The sequence below is a fragment of the Bdellovibrio sp. BCCA genome, from assembly GCF_037996825.1.
Classification (GTDB): Bacteria; Bdellovibrionota; Bdellovibrionia; order Bdellovibrionales; family Bdellovibrionaceae; genus Bdellovibrio.
This window is the reverse complement of the sequence record NZ_JBBNAC010000001.1, coordinates 2766264-2786286: the sequence shown is the minus strand read 5'-3', so window position 1 is coordinate 2786286 and position 20023 is coordinate 2766264. Positions and strand designations below refer to the sequence as shown.

13 protein-coding genes are annotated in these 20023 nt (G+C 47.5%); 6 read left to right on the top strand and 7 right to left on the bottom strand.

All coding sequences use genetic code 11. The annotated features are described in order from the left end of the window. Positions 1-15: 15 nt before the first annotated feature. Together AAAA78_RS13470 and AAAA78_RS13465 are read right to left on the bottom strand one after the other, a co-directional pair. Positions 16-405, bottom strand: coding sequence for a hypothetical protein (locus AAAA78_RS13470; RefSeq protein WP_340592569.1), 390 nt, complete (start codon positions 403-405; stop codon positions 16-18). Positions 406-413: 8 nt separating this feature from the next. Continuing rightward, complete coding sequence (locus tag AAAA78_RS13465) at positions 414-3545, bottom strand: efflux RND transporter permease subunit (RefSeq protein WP_340592568.1); 3132 nt, start codon at positions 3543-3545, stop codon at positions 414-416. Between the two features lie 276 nt (positions 3546-3821). On the opposite strand from AAAA78_RS13465, the gene AAAA78_RS13460 reads away from it, so the two are divergent. Further along, positions 3822-6608 carry a PKD domain-containing protein gene (locus AAAA78_RS13460; protein WP_340592567.1) on the top strand — a complete coding sequence of 929 codons (2787 nt, stop codon included), beginning with the start codon at positions 3822-3824 and terminating at the stop codon, positions 6606-6608. Position 6609: 1 nt separating this feature from the next. After that, positions 6610-7338 (top strand): hypothetical protein, encoded by a 729-nt coding sequence (locus AAAA78_RS13455; RefSeq protein ID WP_340592566.1) that lies wholly within the window; start codon positions 6610-6612, stop codon positions 7336-7338. Positions 7339-7371: 33 nt separating this feature from the next. Here AAAA78_RS13455 and AAAA78_RS13450 read toward each other — a convergent pair whose 3' ends face one another. Both AAAA78_RS13450 and AAAA78_RS13445 read right to left on the bottom strand, forming a co-directional pair. Then, positions 7372-7875, bottom strand: coding sequence for a hypothetical protein (locus tag AAAA78_RS13450; protein ID WP_340592565.1), 504 nt, complete (start codon positions 7873-7875; stop codon positions 7372-7374). Positions 7876-8050: 175 nt separating this feature from the next. Next, entirely contained in the window at positions 8051-8275 is a 225-nt protein-coding gene (locus tag AAAA78_RS13445; protein WP_340592564.1) for a hypothetical protein, read from the bottom strand. 149 nt (positions 8276-8424) lie between these two features. On the opposite strand from AAAA78_RS13445, the gene AAAA78_RS13440 reads away from it, so the two are divergent. Beyond that, positions 8425-9405: a hypothetical protein gene (locus AAAA78_RS13440; RefSeq protein WP_340592563.1), complete on the top strand. Its 981-nt coding sequence runs from the start codon at positions 8425-8427 to the stop codon at positions 9403-9405. On the opposite strand, the gene AAAA78_RS13435 is transcribed toward AAAA78_RS13440, so the two are convergent. Next, positions 9402-9797, bottom strand: coding sequence for a hypothetical protein (locus tag AAAA78_RS13435; protein WP_340592562.1), 396 nt, complete (start codon positions 9795-9797; stop codon positions 9402-9404). The two genes, AAAA78_RS13440 and AAAA78_RS13435, sit on opposite strands and share 4 nt — an antisense overlap. Positions 9798-9981: 184 nt before the next feature. Here AAAA78_RS13435 and AAAA78_RS13430 point away from each other — a divergent pair, with 184 nt between their 5' ends. Continuing rightward, a complete protein-coding gene (locus AAAA78_RS13430; RefSeq protein WP_340592561.1) occupies positions 9982-10662 on the top strand; it encodes a hypothetical protein in 681 nt (226 codons plus the stop codon). 45 nt (positions 10663-10707) lie between these two features. Here the strand turns inward: AAAA78_RS13430 and AAAA78_RS13425 are convergent, their stop codons facing one another. After that, positions 10708-11313, bottom strand: coding sequence for a hypothetical protein (locus AAAA78_RS13425; protein ID WP_340592560.1), 606 nt, complete (start codon positions 11311-11313; stop codon positions 10708-10710). Then, entirely contained in the window at positions 11313-12071 is a 759-nt protein-coding gene (locus AAAA78_RS13420) for a TIGR02147 family protein (RefSeq protein ID WP_295905861.1), read from the bottom strand. The genes AAAA78_RS13425 and AAAA78_RS13420 overlap by 1 nt, the downstream gene beginning before the upstream one ends. Before the next feature lie 265 nt (positions 12072-12336). Between AAAA78_RS13420 and AAAA78_RS13415 the strand changes: the two genes are divergently transcribed. After that, positions 12337-14898, top strand: a complete 2562-nt coding sequence (locus tag AAAA78_RS13415) for a beta strand repeat-containing protein (RefSeq protein WP_340592559.1) — start codon at positions 12337-12339, stop codon at positions 14896-14898. 16 nt (positions 14899-14914) lie between these two features. Continuing rightward, entirely contained in the window at positions 14915-20017 is a 5103-nt protein-coding gene (locus AAAA78_RS13410) for a Kelch repeat-containing protein (RefSeq protein WP_340592558.1), read from the top strand. The last annotated feature ends 6 nt before the right edge of the window (positions 20018-20023 follow it).

Genomic DNA, 20023 nt, shown 5'->3' with positions numbered 1-20023 from the left:
GTCTTTTCCTATACCTTATTTTTCAACTTGAAACTTAAAACTGTCTTTTTTACCGGAAGTTTCCGTCATCACGTTCACTTCAAGGCGATAAGCATTTTTAAAATCCACGTGTGTTACGAAAGCGCCGTCTTTGTTTTCAAGCTTCAAATTTTCTGCTTTGCCTTTAGGGGCCTTCGCCGTGGCTGAGACTTTCACTTGGGAGGCATTCAGGTCCTTTCCCTCGTGAGAAACAGGATGGATTTTAAGTTCTGTTCCGGAAACTATGTACTCAAGATTGATTTCTTTCCCAGGCAAAGCTGTGCCCCCGTGAACGGCTTTAATAACTCCCGGAGTTTCGTGGCCTTCATGGGCTAGAACCGGTTGTAGAAACAAGATCGTACTGAAGGTGATTAAAATATTTTTCATGGAGTCTCCTAATGGTGTGTTGGTTGTAATTCTATTTCTTTTGATTTTATATTTTGTTCCGCGGATTTTCTTCCAAAATGAAAGAAGACTGTCGGCGTTACGAACATATCTAAGAGTGTTGAGCTGATCAAACCACCGACAATAACGACGGCCACAGGATGAAGAATTTCTTTTCCTGGATCGCCTTTGGCTAAAACCAACGGAAGAAGTCCTAAAATCGCCGTCAGAGCTGTCATCAGAACAGGGACCAGCCTTTCTAACGAACCACGAATGACCATTTCTTTCGTGAACTGTTCTCCTTCGTATTTCATCAGGTGCAGATAGTGTGAAATCATCATAATTCCATTACGGCTTGCGATTCCGCACAAGGTGATAAAAGCCACCATAGTAGCGATGGAAAAAGATCTGTCTGTCAGGAAAATAGCGACCAAACTTCCAATCAACGCCATCGGAATGTTAAGCATAATCTGAACGGCGATAAAAGAAGACTTAAAGTGCGCATAAAGCACAATAAAGATGCCGATCAAAGAGAGAATGCCCAAAAGCAGAATCAAACGGCTGGCCGAACGCTGGCTTTCAAATTGCCCACCATATTGAAGGAAATATCCTTCCGGAACTTTCACGTCGTTTTGGATGCGTTTTTGAATATCCATAATCAGACTGTCGAGATCACGTCCTGAGGAGTTCGCGGAAACCACAATTCTTCTTTGCGCATTTTCACGGCTGATTTGATTGGGACCTTGGGACTCATAGACGTCCGCAATTTTTTCCAACGTGATCTTTGTTCCGTCAGGCATAATTTTTAAAGGTGTTTTTTTGATCAATTCTAAATTAGCGCGGGAATGGTCGTCAAAACGCATGTACACGTTGAAAGTTCTTTGTTGCTCAAGCACTTGGCTGATCACTTCACCATTCAAAGCTTTTTCTAAAGTTTCTGAAAGATCTCCCAGCACAATTCCATATTTGCCGGCATCTTCTCGCAAGAGCTGGATTTTGACTTGAGGAATAAGAACTTGTTGTTCTACTTGCAAGTCGACAAGACCCGGAGTGCCCTCAAGCGCTTTATAAATTTCCGCAGCCTTAGCACGAAGAACATTTAAATCACTGCCGAAAACTTTCACAGCAATTTGCGCGCGGACACCGGAAAGAAGATGATCGAGTCTATGGGAAATAGGCTGGCCGATATTAATGAACACTCCAGAAACTTGTTTTAATTTTTCGCGCATCTCTTGCAGAACGATTTCACGGGGACGGCCGCCTTCTTTAAAGTCGACGTCGATTTCAGAAGAGTGTACTCCTTCGGCATGTTCATCAAGTTCCGCGCGTCCAGTGCGACGGGCGACAGACTTGATCTCAGGAATAGAAAGAAGAAGGTTTTCGATTTGCAGGCCAAGTTTATTGGATTCCTCTAACGAAATTCCTGGCTGAGCCAGAGCACTGATTGTGGCCGTTCCTTCGTTGAACTTAGGCAAGAAATCACGCCCCATAAAAGGAATCAAAAGCAAAGAAGCTGCGAATAAAGCCACCGCTCCACCCATCACAAGACGATAGTGATCCAGGGCTTTCACAAGAACTTTGCGATCCCAAGCTTTGAGTATTTTTACGAGCTTTCCATCTTCGTGCTCAGCAAATTTATCTTTGCTTAAAAGGACAGAGCATAAGACAGGTGTGATTGTTAAAGAGACAAACAGGGAAGCAATCAATGAAATGATATAGGCCACACCGAGCGGAATAAAGAGACGTCCTTCAATGCCGCTCATATAAAAGAGTGGCAAAAAGACGAGAACGACAATAATCGTTGCAAAGACGATGGAATTTCGCACTTCCGATGAGGCATTGTAAACGACCTGTAATGCGGGCAGTGGATTCGCCAATTTTTTATTTTCTTTAAGACGTCGAAAGACATTCTCTACGTCGACGATGGCATCATCGACAAGTTCACCAATTGCAACTGCCAAACCTCCCAGTGTCATGGTATTGACGGAAAGTCCGAAGTAATGAAAGACGATGGCGGTAACAAGTAAAGACAAAGGAATAGCCGTCAAGGTGATGGCGGTCGTGCGAATATTTAAAAGGAATAAGAAAAGAACGATAAATACTAAAATCGTTCCGTCACGAAGGGCTTCTTTGACGTTATCTGTAGCGGCTTCAATAAAGTGCGATTGTTTAAAAAGATCTTTTGTCAGAGTCGCGCCCAGAGGAAGAGCTTTTTCTAAATCTTGAAGGGCCGTATCTACAGCTTTTGTAAGCTCAATAGTATTTGCACCGGGTTGTTTTTGAATGCTCAAGATAACAGCTGGTTGGCCATTCACGCTTCCATCACCGCGTTTGATTTGTGCTCCGATTTTTACTTCGGCAATGTCTTTCACAAAAACAGGTTTTCCCAAGTGAAGTCCGACCACGGTGTTGGCAATGTCTTCTTCAGAGCGTATCGTTCCGATATTGCGGATCAGGAATTCTTTTTTATCGATATCAATGTATCCACCCGTCGTGTTTAAGCTGATTTTTGAAAGAGCTTTTTCAATATCTTCTAAAGGTAGCTGTGCTTTTTGAATTTTCTCGGCCGACAAAAGAATTTGATATTGTTTTACCCCACCTCCGATGGAGATCACTTGCGCAACTCCAGGAATTGCTAACAAACGAGGGCGAATCGTCCAATCGGCTAGGGTGCGCAAATCCAAAGGGCTGACTTTGCCGTCTGTGGAAGAAAGACCAATGAGCTGAATTTCTCCCATAATGGAAGCAATCGGTCCCATGACAGGAGTGACTCCTTGGGGGAGTTTTTCTTTGGCAAGCTGAAGTTTTTCGGCGACCAACTGACGGTTGCGGTAAATATCTGTTTCCCAGCCAAACTCCACATAGATGACGGAAAGCCCAATGCCTGTCGTGGAACGAACCCTTTCAACTCCGGGAAGTCCGTTTAAAACGGTCTCTAGCGGTAAAGTGACCAGAGTTTCGACCTCTTCAGGCGCCATGCCCGGAGCTTCGGTCATAATATTCACCGTGGGACGGTTGAGGTCCGGAAAGACATCCACCGGCATTTGACTCACAGTAAAAAGGCCGTAAGCCATGATCAGCACACCCAGGGCAATGACGAAAAGGCGATGGGTGAGTGAAAAACGAATGATCCGGTCTAGCATGCAAACTCCTCTGCCGTAACTGTCTCTATTAAGAGGGGACGAGGCACTTTGTGACAACAAATTTATATATATTACGCACGGTTCGTGCCAGAGGTTGAATTTCCATTCGAAGATGCAAAAACTTTAGACAAAAAAAGAAACATATTTTGAGAGTCATTGAAAGCGTCAAACAATTGGTGAGACTACTAGTTCATGATGATCCAGTGTGGCCAAAAAAGTTGAGAGCGTTCGGCGAACTTTGTAATCCTGTTATTAATAACCACACAGGAGTCGCCCATGAACACAAGGATTCTGTTAGTCGCATTAGGACTATGTGCACTGTCAGCCGGATGTCAGAAAACTCCGGAGACCAGTGGAGATGTGGAATTATCTAGTTCAACATCTTCAGTGAGCTGCAAACCTGGTTCACAAAAAATCAGTTCAGACGCTTTGCAAATCCAAGGTGAGACTGTTGGCCAAAAAGGCGAGGCCATCAGTTATAAACTTAATGAGCAGCTTTCTTGCGATGGCTCCCAACAGGTTGTTTGGAAAACCGTCGGAGGAAGCACGACTGTTGCTCCGAGCGTAACTTCTGTGTTTAAAAAAGCCGGTACATATATTGTGACAGCTCATGTGGAAGATTCTTCTATAGGAAGCTCTAGCAGGGTTGCGGCAAAAGCCACAGCTGATACGACAACGACTCAAGAAGTTTCGTTTAAAACAGTGGTTGTTGGTAGTGAAATCGTGATGATCGCTCCACAAGTCGGTGTGACAGGACAGCCTGTCACTTTTGATTTGGGTGTTCCTAGTACCATCAATCTTCTTGAAGCTTATTGGACATTTGGAGACGGAACTCCATCCCAATACAGTAAAGATCCTATTGCGCACACTTTTGCTGCGGCTGGAACTTATCAAGTGAAAGTCGTAGTTGTCGGAAATCCAGGCGGTGAGAAAATGCTCACTCAGTCCATCGTGATTTCGGATGAAGAAGTTGTCTGTAGCGCTGCTGCGGCGATTTCTGGTCCATCAGAAGTGAAAGTCGGTGCAGCGGCGACATTGTCTTTGTATATGCCTCAGTGCTTAGCCGACCAAGTGGGTGCGATCCGTTGGGATTTCGGTGACAGCAGCACGGCTTCAGGCCAAACAGTGCAACATGCTTATGCAGCGAAGGGCGCTTATCAAGTTACAGCCGTTTTATATAAAGGCGATTCAAGCCAAGTTCTCTTTACTTTAAAACACAATATCAACGTCACAGAAGCAACAGTAGATCCAGATCCAGAACCAACTCCGACTCCAACACCAGAGCCTTTGGCTTGCTCCGTGAAAGATTCAACACGTGAGTCTCAAGGCGAGTTGTATTCTGAAACTCAATCTTGCGGATTGAATGGTACAAAAGAAGTTTCATACAGAGACCGTATCAAAGAACAGTGCCAACTGATTGGCGAAACTTTGAAATGGGTTGAAGTTTCCAGAACCAAAGAAGTAACAAATGAAGGTCCATGCCAAGGTCAGTCTTGCACATTGCCTGACGGAAGTATTTTGGCAAATGGCGGATCGAAAGTTCTTTACTCATCGCAAACTCCAGCGGGTTCTTGCTCGAGTGTCAGCCAAGAAAGAGTTTGTAACAACGGCATACTTTCAGGTTCCGATGTTTATAACCAATTCACTTGCCACAACGGTTGCGGTGACTTCGGTTCTCACGGCACTGTGAAAACAGGTGTTATCACAGGTGAAGTGAAAGTTTCATTAACATGTGCTTACGGTGAAACGGGTTTCTTTGATATCTTTAATGAAATCTCAGACCAGGCTTGTACTGACGGTCAAATCGTAACTTCAAACACACGTCAGGGTTCAATCAAAACTCCGGGCGTATGTCCAACATATAAATATGTTCCGACAGAAAACTTCACTGCTTGTTCCGCAGATTGTGGAGGAAAACAAAGCAGAATCTTTATCTGTGTTGACGATAAAGGCACACAAGTGAGCAACGATCGTTGTAAAGACAGCGTGTACCCAGCAGAAGAACGCCTTTGTGACGGAAATCCAGATGCGGTTCGCAGATCAGAATCAACAACGGCAACAGAAGAAGCGAACAGCTCTCAAACATGCCCTGCGAACCAAATTGGTGTGATTGTGAATACTCGTGATGTGACAACAGTGAAAAACTACGCTTGTATCGATCACTCCGTGCAACTTGAAAGTCAAAACGTGGTTTACGGTGCATGGGTCTCACAAAGCTATTGTAAAGACTATGTGGCACACAGATGTTCACATGACAGCTTAAGCAATACCGATGCTCAAGGTCGCTATGACTGGATGGTGAAGTGTCAAAACCAATTGCCAGTGGTTAAAGAGTTCCTAGATCAGTTTGAAGACCTTAAAGTAAAAATGGGCAGAACTTCTGTGGCCTTGAACTCCAGTGGTCAGCACTTGTATCCGAGTTTCATGGACCGTTCGTTCAAACCAGAGAAACCTTGGATTGCGCCTAAGAATAAAAACGCACCTTGCACGATGCCTTCAACAGCTTACGTAGCGATTGTGTGTGTGTCATCATGCTCGACTCCAGAACAGTTGATCTTGGCACAAGAGGCGGCGAACGAGAAAATGAAATATGTTCCATTCATTGAAGCTTTCACTAAAAACTACGCTTTCGTGGCTTCATTGCAAAGCGCTCAATCAATGGGAAGCAAAGCCGTACAAAAAACCAAAGTCGACCAATGGGTGAGTGAAGTCGTCGACAGCGAACACGACATCTTGATCTTCAAAATGAAATCGGGTCGCGAGTTGAAGGTAACTCCGAACCATCCAGTTGTCGCATCGAATGGTTTCATGAAAGCGGCTGCTGAATTCAAAGTAGGTGAAGACCTAGTGCTTGTCGGCGGCGTGCTTGATCCGATTGTATCGATCACACCTGTGAAGTACTTCGGTAAAGTCTATAACGTCTTTGTGAACTCAACAGCGATTCACCACAATATCCTGGTTCTCAATGGATACTTGAATGGATCGGCGTACTTCCAGAATGACGGTGCGAAAGAAATGAACCGCTCGTTGTTCAGACAAACACTGACTCGAGGAGCGTTCTAAGATGAAGACTCTTAAGATAGCTCTCGCGGTTGGGGTTGTGGGAATCGGAGGAGCCATGATGTTCATGGCTTCCTCTGGAAATAAAACTGAAATCAAAGAAAATAAAAATCCAACGGTGACAACAGGAACCCCTGACAAGAGGGTTCCTGTTTTGCCGACCATGGACACGCGTCCGGAGTTTGTGACCGAGCAAGGGTCGATTCCGGATTCTGAAAATGAAACTATGACGGCATCGGCGGCACCGGTATGGCAGAATTTTATCTATAAATCTGAACTAGCTGAATACCGCCAGCTTCATGCAAAAATCTTTTTAACAGACGAAGAAAAAACGTTCCGCAAAGGCCTTGTAAAAAATGAGCAAGTGCTAAGATCTTTGCAGGAATTTTTGCAAACACCTGCAACGGATGATTCTTCAACTCAGATGCAAAATGCCGCTTTGGATTTATTGTTTGAAGCTTTGCAAACTTCAGCCGACGGTGAAGCGGCCCGCGTTTTAAAAGCGGTTGTTAGCAATCCAACGGTTGAAGATAAATCTGTTAACTTAGAAACCCGTAAAAGTTTGGCGGGAATAAAAGCTGAAATTTTATTTCAAATGTCTTCGATGCATCCGCAAACAGCGCAAGAGCTAGAACGTTTGTTGCCAGGTCCGGTGAGCCAGCAGCTCTGGAGCAACGTCAAAGCTCAGCAACAAAATAATCTTGCGGAGTCATCTTTACAGAAAGGCAAATAAAGCCCCGATGAATCATCAGGGCTTTTGATCTTATTAACGAGGGTAAACTACCGGGCATGATGGGAATGTGAATGGCTTGCTGAAGCTTTGACCAGCTTCACCGCGAGTCACATACACTTGCGTATCGATAGTGCGAGGAACTGTCACAGTCACAGTGCCGAACTCCACACATTCAGGAGAGCGTTCGCCGCCACCTTCAAGGCGCAAGCATTCAGGACGCTCGTAAGTGCGAGGCACAGAAACGATTTTAGTTTCATAGCGCACGCAATCCCACTCAGTGTACGGGCCGCCACCTTCGCCACCTGGAGCATACACTGTTCTTGGTGCAAGCTCTGCGCATTGAGTGGTCGGCTCGATAGATCTGATTTCTGTATCCGTCATACAGGCATTTTCAAGCTTGATACCCATGATCGCATAGCCGTGTGTTACAACAGCATCGCGATCCGCGAAGATCTGCGACCAAGAGCTCCCCGAGTGAACGGCGTGAGCGCTTGTTGAAATCAAAAGTGCTGCCAAAGAAAATAAAACCTTTTTCATTATAGACTCCTTACCATCGCTGTGGCGGTTATTGTTTGTTCGCGTGATGAGCAAGTGCTCGTCAACACACGAGCGAAGCTACAAAGAAACACCCGGAACGGTCTAAATACAAAAATGTAATTGCGAACTGACATGAAAAATGGAGCTCTTCGGATGTGATTCCACAAAAAAATGGTTATGAAATCTTGAGGACATAATTTTCTCGGACATGCTGGCTGATGTAGGTGCTCAAGCCTTTTCCCGAGCGGGCCCGGCGTTTCATCTCTTCGACATGTTTGCGGCCGGGGCGTTGATAGTTATAAAGATAAATGCTGCCATCAATAAATTGAACGGCGATGGAATCTTCATTTATTTCAAAGGCGATGACGCCTGAGTTTTCACTTAAGTTTCCATAGCGCATAGGGGCCTCTCTTCAAAGTTTTATCGAACATCGCTTGAAAGCGAAGCTTCTGAGAATCGTTCATGTCAAAATAATCGAACGATGCCGTTTTTGGTGACCGACAGATTTATAGACACCCAAGAGCGGATCTATTGTGGGGCTTTCTCGGAATGAGACTTGCTACGTCTTATGACATGAAAAAAGCAGGTTCCCTTCTCTTGGTCTTATTGACGTTAACGGCCTCCGCAAAAGCCCTGGAGGTCTCTGACAGCCTGGTTAAAAACCTAAGCTGCCAAACCCTCAGCGTTGAGAATATCTATAAATCCATTCGCGACGATGCCTTCCATGAAAAGCGCAATATCCCTTTGAGCAACTGGGAATTTCGCATGGGCGCCGCCCCCTTAGCTGCATGTTGGGGGCTTTCAAGCACTCAGCGCGTGATCTCTTATCTTGCCCGATACAATATGCCTTTAAAAGACAGCCCTGCCAGTATGACTTCGCTTTTTGATATCATCCGCGGAGCAACCATTCACCAAGTCGTAAAGCAGGACGAAAAGAATTTCAGCACGTACCTGGCCGATCAACCGATTCAAAAGCTTTCTGTTTTTGCCGTGGAATCAGACAGCCTTGCAGAGAGTGAAAAGCGTGGCAAAGGGGCGCTGTGGAATTTATTGGAAGAAGGCTACACGCAAAAGATTGGCGACTTTAAACATAAGCGCAGTTTTAAAAACGAGATTGAAGCCAACCAAGGAAATCATTTTTTTCAAGCGGCGAATCTAGCGATGGTCGTTAAAAGTGCGGAAAGATCCCGCGAGGAAAATGAAGCCACCATCGAGCTTTTAAAAAATAATTTAGATCAACGAAAACTCACGCTGGTGAATTTGCGCTTAAACCGCACAACCCAGCACATCGTGATGGCGAAATCTTATAAGGTCTTTAAGGGCACGATCGTTATTGAAGTGTATGACTCCAATAATCCGGAAGAAGATCAATATCTTTACTTTGATACCGTTCAAAAAAGATTTTACGCTCCGGAAATTTTTTATCAGGGAGAGTATCTGGGCGCCTACATCGTCAGTGAAGAGGAACGAGGCCTGATTGAAGACGCCCTGATGAAGTACTACCAAAATATTTGCAATAGCGGAAACTAAGGTCGTGGTGTTGGTGGACGGGGCTCGGGATAAGAAACTCTGTTGCCAACGCCTGAAAGCATCAGCGAGTAAGAGTCATGACTCGTGTGAATCTTTAAAAGACCTTCCGCAAATCCTTCACGAAGACACCAGTAAGTCACCACAAATTCGCAGCTTTTACCGGGAGCCAAATCTGATGGGCAGTTTGTCGAAGCGGTAAAGGAATCGCCGGAAATTTTCCAGGTAATTTGTATGAGCGTGCTTGAGCTATTGTTACCCAAAAGAAACTTCTGTGTCTTATTTGCTGAGACCGGTAAAAGTCCGAAATCCATGCGCATGTTGAACTCGGCAGCCATAACAGTCGAAGCCATGAACGAATTGAACAAAACGAAAAGCATCATTAACTTTTTCATCTGGGAATCCTCATTTCTTTTTCATTGCGCTCGCAGCTTAAAAGAAAGTCAAACACGGCGAAACATTCTAAGGACACAAGTGTTTTGAATAATTTTGCGAACACGTCTCATGCCTAGTTACATAGTCGGCACCGTTGACGCTGCAAAGACCTTCGCCGAATCTGAATTTAGAAACGGAGGTCTCATGTTTTCAGCTCTTGTCTCTTTGCTTATGCTTTTTTCTCATTCGCACGCAGCCGAACCTAGTTCGTGCACTTCTTTTGAAGAATACAAAATGGGTGTGAATCTTAAGCGTACGTGGTTTGCAACTTCAGGCGTGTGTATGCTTTCAGTGTCACCGGCGGATGCTTATAAGAACCTTATCTATCGCGATTATTCATTGTCTACAGATGGCATGTTCATGGTTTTTAATCTTTACGGTAACGAGGGCGATTTTGGAGTGAGGGACTTTTTTATGTTCCCAAGAACGGCCAGCGTGCTGAGTTATCAGTGGAAAGAAGACACGCGCGAACTTCTGATCACGCACGTCACAGGAGATGTTTTTACTTTTAACGCCGACACGGCTCAGTTGAAAAGCATTTCCGGAGCGACCGTGAAAGTAAGCGCCACCGTTTCCCGCAGCAATCGCGGCGGTGTTGAAGTTCAAGACTATAAAGGTCTTTTGCTGGATACAGGCTTTACGCTCAATCAAGATCCTGCGCAAAATAGCAAGGCCACGTCGTCTCTTAAAAAGAGTGCGTCTTCATGCTCGGTGCAAAATAAAAATCTGTTCCGCTATATGAGTGACGGCGACATCGTGTTTCGCTATCAAAACGACAAAGATTTCTTCACGTATGTGAAGTCCGCGTGTCCGAAACTAAAATAATATAAATTAGAAATGAAAAAGCCCATCTGAAGATGGGCTTTTTATTTAAAGAGCTCTAAGAAGATCGATAAAGGCTTTGCGATCGTTATTCAGATCCAGAGTGTGAACTTTTAAATTCACCTGACGAACAAAGCTGGAATTTGAATTTGGATTCTCTTCCAGAAGATCGCGGTAAATCAGCTCATGCAAAACTAGCGCTGCCTTTTGATCTTCGTCCATCGTGTTCCAAACACCCGGGTTGATCCAGTACTGCTGAACTCCGAAACGAGTTTCATTGATCTGCACAATGCCGATACGCACGTGGCAATCTGTGTAAGGCAATTTGATTTTACCCTGGTCGTTCGGGCTGTACTGATCTAATTGCGCCATCCACTTGATCTGGCTTTTCCATTCGCCCAGCCACTTAAGGTATTTGCGGGCTTTTTCCATATCCACAGTGGCGATACGGCTGACCAAGTCAGCCGCCTTAGTTAAGTAAAAACGCTTTGAAGAGTAGTGGATTTGCAAACCTTGAGCTTCACCTTCGGCGATCTCCAGGGCTTTGATCGGAGAGTTCAAACACTGAACGGAATAACCACCGTTACGAACCACGTACTGTGCAAAAGACGGAAGGCCGATAAAAAGAGTATAAACTAATACCAGATACTTCATTATTGCTCCTTACCTGCGTGAACGGGAACCAATTGAATGCCTAATGTATAGATCTCTGTGCGCTCACCTTGAGTCAGCTTGGTATAGACCTTCTTCCAACACTTTTCGATTTCCTTTTTTGCCATTGGAAGATTTCTAGGGTTGATGGCCATACTCATATAAACCATCTCGCGCTTATTGAGTGGCACTTTCGGGAAGATGTCTTTGGTTTTGTCCAAAGACTCCTGGTGAAAACGCTGGATATCGAAGTTGGGAATGTCGCTTTCCGTAGAAAGACTGCGAAGTGTTTTGCTTAAAAGTCCGTCGCTATTGGATTGCAAAATGCCGAGCTTCAGGAATTTGCTCACGATCATTTCCGTCTGTTCAAAGGAAAGGCCGGTCTTTTCAGCGATGGTCATAACATCCAAACCGTCCACAGAAAGATCTGTGGCGGCCAATGTATGAAAGTATTCGGCGCTTGAGATCTCAGAAAATTCGTTGCGGCTAAGAACTCTTTCGATGGATTGCGTGGCTTTTTTACGGTCTTTTTCAGAGTCGTAAAACTTGTAAGCGACTTCCACGTCTCCAGGAGTCAGACGAAGAGCGACGATTAATTTTTCCAAATTCTTTTTCGAAAGAGAACGTTTGCCCGTCAAAATTTCAGAAAGATGTCCCGGTGAGATCGTCGACTTCTGCGCCAGAGCACGCAAGGAAAAGCGGGGATTGGAAACTTTGATGGCTTCGAATTTGGTCGATAAAAATTGATTCAACGTCTTCATACAAGGGGCGTATTTATTAGCACCTTTCAGGTTTTTACAATGTTAAAATTTAGATGCGGCCACTAGCGCAACACTTTTATGCGCAAAGTGTTCGGTGATTTTTTGAGAACAAATACAGGGATGAAAAATTTTCCGGGTATTCGCCCGTTTTTCTCGAACATCTTGTTGTTCGATTTTAGAACATTGAACAGTCTTTTCTGTCAAACTCTTGTTCAGAAACCCTAGGGCTCCGATAGGAAACGTGAATATTTTTAGCGGAGGCCCTGTGTTTCGAAGATGGAAACCACTGATCATTTTGATTTTTGCGATGAGCGGGATGGCTCAAGCATCTCCGACGTCTCTCACGTATCAGGGGCGTATTCTAAAGACAGACGGCACTCCGCTTGAATATGCGAACGTGTCTTTTCTCTTTCAAATCCTAGATCCTTCCGGCGACTGTTTGATTTACCAAGAGCAAGTGAACAATGTGAATATGGCAAACTCCAAAGGAGTTTTCGACGTGGCTATCGGAAAAGGCTCGATGCAGTTTCCGACAGGCGGTGGTTTTACAATTCTCGATGCGTTTAATAATTCAAAAACATTTACCTGTGGCACTTGTTCGGTGGCAGGAGGCAGTTACACGTGCACAGACGGGGCGACAACTTATACATCTGTGATGAGTGATGAACGTAAACTGCGCGTGTCCTTTTATGATGGTGCGAGCTGGAAGACGATCTCGACGGATAATTCCATTCGTTCAGTTCCTTTCTCGGCATTTGCTCAGTCAGCACAAAAATTGGGAAACAATGTTCCCAGTGATTTCTTGACGAAAGTGGGTTTACCGAATTGCGGAGCGAATACTTTTTTAAGCTGGAACAGCGCCACAGGCACAATGACTTGTGCGGGTGTGAGTGGAGCTAGCGGTGGAACCGTCACGAACATAGCGACAGGCACGGGCCTTACCGGTGGTCCTATCACCACGACGGGGACGATTCAGCTTGCCGATACTGCTGTGACTGCGGGGTCCTATGGATCCGCAAACCAGGTGGCGACGTTTACAGTCGATGCTCAAGGGCGATTGACCTCTGCCGGGCAAACAGCCATCACGTTGGCTGGAGACGTCACAGGTTCCATCGGTGCAAGCAAAGTTGTGGCTTTGCAAAATCAACCTGTCGATGCGACAGCTCCCACGGCAAATCAAGTTTTGCAGTGGGACGGAGTAAAGTGGATGGCTGCAACTTTGCCTGCCGGAAATCCTGGAACGCTGACGGCGTTAACGGGTGATGTTTCTGCCAGTGGCTCGGGTTCTGTTGCCGCGACGGTCAACTCCGTGGGAGGTTCTACAGCAGCGAATGTGCATTCCGCAGAGCTTGCGGCGAATGCGGCGACAAACGCCAACACTGCAAATGCCATTGTAAAACGCGATGCTTCGGGAAATTTCTCGGCCGGAACGGTGACGGCGACCTTAAAAGGAAATGTCGTGATCACAGCGGGAAGCGGTTCTAATACCGTGACTCTTTCAGGACCCACAGGAGCCATCGGCACAAGTTACGTTTTAAAACTTCCCACAGATGCAGCGACCGTGAACGGCCAAGTGCTGACGTCGGATACTTCAGGAAATTTAACTTGGACAACACCTTCGACAACGGCGACTTCTTATTCAGGAGTTTTACCGATTGCTAATGGCGGAACAAACTCCGCGACGGCTTTAAACAACGGTCGCATCATGGTTTCGAGTGCGGGAGCGATTGTTGAATTCTCAGCACTTACCAACGGTCAATTGCTTGTAGGCTCTACAGGAGCGGCTCCCGTGGCAGCGACACTTTCAGCCGGAACGGGTATCAATATCACAAATGCGGCAGGCAGTATCACGATTGCCACAACAGGCGCGGCTCCCACAGGAAGTGCTGGCGGAGATCTTTCGGGAACTTATCCCAATCCGACATTGAATACGGTGCCAGTCACAAAAGGTGGTACGGGACTTACTTCCGGCACTGCGGGAGGAATTCCTTATTTTGCGACAGCGACAACGATGGCTTCAACAGCCGCCGGAACTGCGAATCAGATTTTAAGAATTCCCGCAGGTGGTGGAAATCCTGATTTTGGAGCGATCGATATCAGTCAAGCTGCGGCGATCACAGGTTCGCTTGCTCTTGCTAATGGCGGGACGGGGGCCACGACAGCTGCGGGCGCAAGAACCAATCTTGGATTGGGAACGGCGGCAACGAAAGACACAGGCACTGCTTCAGGAAATATTCCTTTGATTGGAACTTCCGGCATCACGAACAATAAAATGTGCACGTCAGATGGTTCCGGAAATTTAATCTGTAACACCACGGTTCCGACGGCTTCACAATGGACAACCACAGGCTCTGACATCTACTACAACTCCGGTAAAGTCGGCGTCGGCACTAACGCTCCGGCGACGGCTTTGGATGTGGATGGGGCAGCCACATTTCGACAAGCGTACTTTGAAAAAGTAGGCGCGCTGGGAACTCTTTCTTGTTCGTCCACGAACATCACCGGTTTTACAACAAATCTCTACACGCTCACGGCGTGTGCTTCGGGAACAACGACTTTAAATATTCCGGCGATCACAGGATGGCCGTCAGGAAATATGTCTTGGACAGTCACGTTCTTTGTGACGGGCCAGACGAACAGTGTTTTCAATGTGAGTTACAACGGTGGGACGACAGCAGTGTTTTGGGATAAAAATTCCACGGGTGGCAGCGGAGGTTCGAGCTATCCTGGTTTCCTAGTTAATTCCGGCAGCACAAGCGTAATCAGCTGTGTTGTTCTTAATACCGGAGCTGTCGCCGTTTATTGCGGAGTCGCCGCTCAATATTAAGAAAAAGGAATTTCTTATGCGTAAAGCGCTGATCGCGACAGTGTTATTAATTTTCTCTTCCAGTTACGCCTTCAACGGTCGCAGCATGTCTGTCATCGGCAAAAGATTTATGTCGATGTGGACGTGGATGGGCGGCCCAAGCACGCCGTATGAAACCGGTGCTTACGGACGTCAGGGCTCAAGTGCCGCGACTCCACCGCTTCCCGGCGCACGTCAAGGGGCGTGCACGTGGACTGACTCGAGCGGTAACAAATGGTTCTTTGGCGGTTACTCATTCAGTGGAGCCAACTATTTCAATGATCTTTGGAAATACAATGTCAGCACCAACGAGTGGAGTTGGATGTCAGGCTCCAGTTCTCCGAACGGAAGTTCCAATTACGGCGTGCAAGGAGTCAGCGCCGACACGAACGTTCCTGGTGCTCGCGAGTACTGCATGTCGTGGGTCGACACCAGTGGCAACCTGTGGTTGTTCGGTGGCGATGTTGGAAGTGGAAGCATTTACAACGATCTTTGGAAATACAATCCGACAAGCAATCAGTGGACGTGGATGACAGGTTCTAACACGTTCAATGCAACCGGCACTTACGGGACACAAGGAGTTGCGGCAGCGGCGAACACACCGGGCGCCCGTTTTTCCGGAGTGACATGGATTGATACCAGTGGAAATCTTTGGTTGTCGGGCGGGGCAAAATCTCCGGGATATTTCAACGATCTTTGGAAATTCAACACGACGACAAATCAGTGGACGTGGGTTCACGGCTCGAATCAGACGGATCAATATGGTGTTTACGGAGCAAAAGGCAGTTCGTCTCCAACGCCGCCCGTTCCAGGCTCTCGCCTCGGAGCCGCCAGTTGGACAGACAGCAGTGGAAATCTTTGGGTTTTTGGAGGCGTCAGTCCGTCTTCGAATAATTATTTTGGCGATCTCTGGAAATACAATCCGGCGATGGATCAATGGACTTGGATCTCAGGATCTTATCTGACAAATCAAGTGGGAGTTCCTGGGACCAAGGGAGTGCCCTCGACAGCCAACATTCCCACTCGTCGCGCGTATGCAACGACGTGGGTTGATGGCAGTGGAAAATTTTGGCTCTTTGGCGGAATGTTCAATGGACCCTCCTATCATAACAGTCTTTGGAAGTTTGATCCTAGCACTCTGGAATGGACGTGGGTGACGGGAAGTATCGACGGATCTTTTAATCCCGCAGGAGTCTACGGAACCAAAGGAGTTGCCGCAGCGGCCAACACGCCGGGAGCCCGTTACGGCGGCATCGGATGGTCTGACGGAAATAAATTGTGGATGTATGGTGGTTCCATCAATGTTCCTTACGGCGACTTATGGATGTACGATATCGGCTCCGGGCAGTGGACTTGGATGTCGGGAACAACGGTGCAAGACGGTTATGGTGTCTATGGCACACAAGGTTCTTCAGCGGCAGAACCTCCTGTCGCAGGTTCACGCTCGGGCGCTGTTACTTGGACCGACTCCAGCGGCAATCAGTGGAGCTTCGGAGGTATGGGAGCGTGGGGCACAACGAATGATCTTTGGAAATACAATCCCAGCACCAACACGTGGACGTGGGTTTCTGGTACGACGACGAACAATGATCCTGGAAGCTACGGAACCAAGGGGGTTGCATCCGCTTCCAACTCTCCCAGAGCCCGCGCTTGGGCGTCAGGATGGATTGATTCGAGTAACAACCTTTGGGTCTTCGGTGGATTTTACAGTAGCGGCTATCTGAACGACTTGTGGAAGTTTGATCCGAGCACAGGGCAATGGACGTGGATGTCGGGTGCCAGCTCTGCAAACTCGGTGGGAACCTACGGGACGAAGGGAACTCCTTCGACGGCGAATATTCCGGGGGCTCGGGTCAATCACAGCACTGTCATAGATTCCAGTGGAAATTTTTGGCTGTACGGGGGATCTGGTTACGCCAGTGCCGGCAGTGGATATTTGAATGATCTTTGGAAATACAATCCAGCGACAGGTGAGTGGACTTGGGTCTCGGGCGCGAACACCACGAATGTTGCGGGAGTTTACGGTACAAAGGGAACTCCTTCGACATCGAACTATCCTGGAGGAAGAACAGAGCATCTCGGATGGATTGACGGCAGCACCAATATTTGGATTTTCGGTGGACGAAATGGAACATCCACCTATCTCAATGACTTGTGGAGATTCAACCCCGGCACAGGAGAGTGGACGTGGATGACCGGTTCAAGTTCAGTGAACGCATCGGGTGTCTATGGAACCAAAGGAACTCCAGCGGCGGCCAACACTCCCGGTGGAAGGGCTTTGGCCACGGGCTTTAAAGACTCCGGCGGAAATTTTTGGGTGTATGGTGGTTCTGATTCTTCCTACCGAAGTGACTTATGGAAGTACAATCCCGGCACAAATCAGTGGACGTGGATCTCGGGCGCCAACACGACCGGAGTGATGCCCGTGTACGGAACCAAAGGTGTTGCCTCGACGGCGAATACTCCCGGTGCCCGCAGCAATGCCGGCGCTTTCGTAGATAGCAGCGATAATCTTTGGATGTTTGGCGGAATTGTGAACAGCAGTTCCGTCTTCTATGGTGATTTATGGAAATACAATCCCGGAACGGATGAGTGGACGTGGGTTTCGGGTTCCAATCTTGCAAAATTTTATGGAGTGTACGGCACTCTGGGTACTTCGACTGCGGTTTCACCTTTTCCCGGATCACGCCATGGAGGAGCAGGTTGGATCGACTCTAGCGGCAACTTGTGGATGTTTGGTGGATACGGGACCGGAAGCACTTCTCTGACAAGAAATGCGTTGAATGATCTTTGGAAATACAACCCAACTACGGGTGAGTGGACGTGGATCTCCGGATCTCCGTTTGTCAGCGCGACCGGCGTTTATGGAAGCAAGGGTGTGGCAGCTCCCGCAAACATTCCTGGAGCACGTTATTCACTGGCGTCGTGGAAAGACGGCAGTGATAAGCTGTGGTTGCTGGGAGGTTATGACAGCAGCGCTTCGTTTTTCAATGATCTGTGGAAGTATGATCCGGTCAGCAATCAGTGGACGTGGGTTTCGGGAAACAACACCGCCAATGCGAATGGCGTCTATGGTACGAAAGGTGTTCCGTCGACGGCCAATGCTCCGGGCGCACGCCGGGGATACGCTCCGAGTATGGATGCTTCAGGAAATTTTTGGTTTTTCGGCGGATACGGTTACGGGGCCAGCGGTGGTCTCACGCATTTGAACGATGTCTGGAAATACAATCCCGGAACAAATGAATGGACGTGGATTTGTGGTTCCACTGCAGGAGTCACAAGCGGTGTCTATGGAACCAAAGGGTCTTCAGCTTTGGTGCCGTTGGTGCCCGGCAGTCGCTACGGCGCTTTCAGTTGGCGAGATTCTTCGGGCAAATTTTGGATGTACGGTGGCTTCGGCCTCAGTGACAGTGATATTTATAATACGGGTTATTTAGGTGATTTGTGGATGTACGATCCCGCAACAAATCAGTGGGGATGGTTTTCAGGTACAACAACCTTAAGTGCAAGTGCCGTGTACGGTACCAAAGGTGTGGCATCGACGGCCAATACTCCGGGAAGTCGCAGAGATGGCGGCGCTTGGACTGATGCGAGTGATAATCTGTGGTTGTTCGGCGGCACAAACGGAAGCCGTTTGAACGATCTTTGGAAATACAATCCGACGACGACAGAATGGACGTGGGTTTCAGGTTCCAGCGGAACAAATGCCGGCGGCACATGGGGCACAAAAGGAGTTCCATCCACATTAAATATTCCGGATGCTCGCTACGGTACGGCCTCGTGGTCCAACGCCACAAACACCTTCTGGCTTTTGGGCGGTTACAATGGCGGGAGCAATAGTGATTTTTGGAAATACAACGTGAGCACAAATGAGTGGACCTGGGTGTCGGGCTCTAACGTTGTTAACGAAATCGGGACTTACGGAACGAGGGGATCTCCAGCTCCAGTTCCTCCATCGCCTATCGGCAGAGCTTACGCGGTTTCGTGGGTGGCTTCGAATGGTACTTTGTGGATGTTTGGTGGCAACAACGATTATGGAAATCTGAATGATCTTTGGAAGTACAATACCACGATAGGAGATTGGACGTGGATGTCAGGTTCGAACCTCACCAATGCCGCGGGAACTTACGGTACGAAAGGAACTCCGTCAGCTTCCAATGTTCCCGGAGCTCGCAACAGCGCCGCGAGCTGGAGTGACAGCAGCGGAAATCTGTGGATGTTCGGTGGAAATGGTTTTTCCGCTTATTGGAATGATTTATGGAAATACGATACGGCAACAAGCCAGTGGACATGGATTTCCGGGGCCAGCACAGGTGGAGGTGCTGCGACTTACGGAACGAAGGGAACTCCGAACGCGGCCAACGTTCCGGGAGCCCGTTATAAATCAACATCATGGAGAGATAACAACGGCAATCTGTGGCTCTTTGGAGGAACAAACGGATCACAGTTCAACGATCTTTGGAAATACGATCCTTCAACGAATCAATGGACGTGGATGACGGGCTCTAACACGACAGGTGCTCCCGGTGTTTATGGAACTCAAGGTGTAGCAGATCCAGCCAATACTCCGGGCGCGCGTTATGGGGCTCAAGGATGGGTGGATGCTTCTGGGAATTTATGGCTCTTTGGTGGCGTGGCGGGAAGTTACCTTAGTGATTTATGGAAATATGATGTCGCTGCCAATCAGTGGACGTGGATGTCTGGGCCTAACACGACAGGAGGGGTCGGCAGCACGGGCACTCTGGGAATTGCGACCTCGACAAATCTTCCAAGGTCGCGATTCTCTACTGTGGGATGGACGGATTCGAATAATAACTTATGGCTGTTTTCAGGGAACTCTTCTTTGAGTTACACCAACGATTTGTGGCGATACAATATCACCACAAATCAATGGACGTGGATGACGGGAACACCGACAGCGACAGCTCCTGGAAATTTTGGAACTTTGGGAGTTCCTAGTATTGTGAATACACCAGGTTGTCGCCAAGGGGGCATCGGTTGGAAAGATCTCAATGGGAACTTCTGGCTTTACGGGGGTTACGGTTATGGCGCCACAGGTGTTGGGGACTTGGGAGATCTGTGGCGTTTCCGAGTGAAATAGATCTTC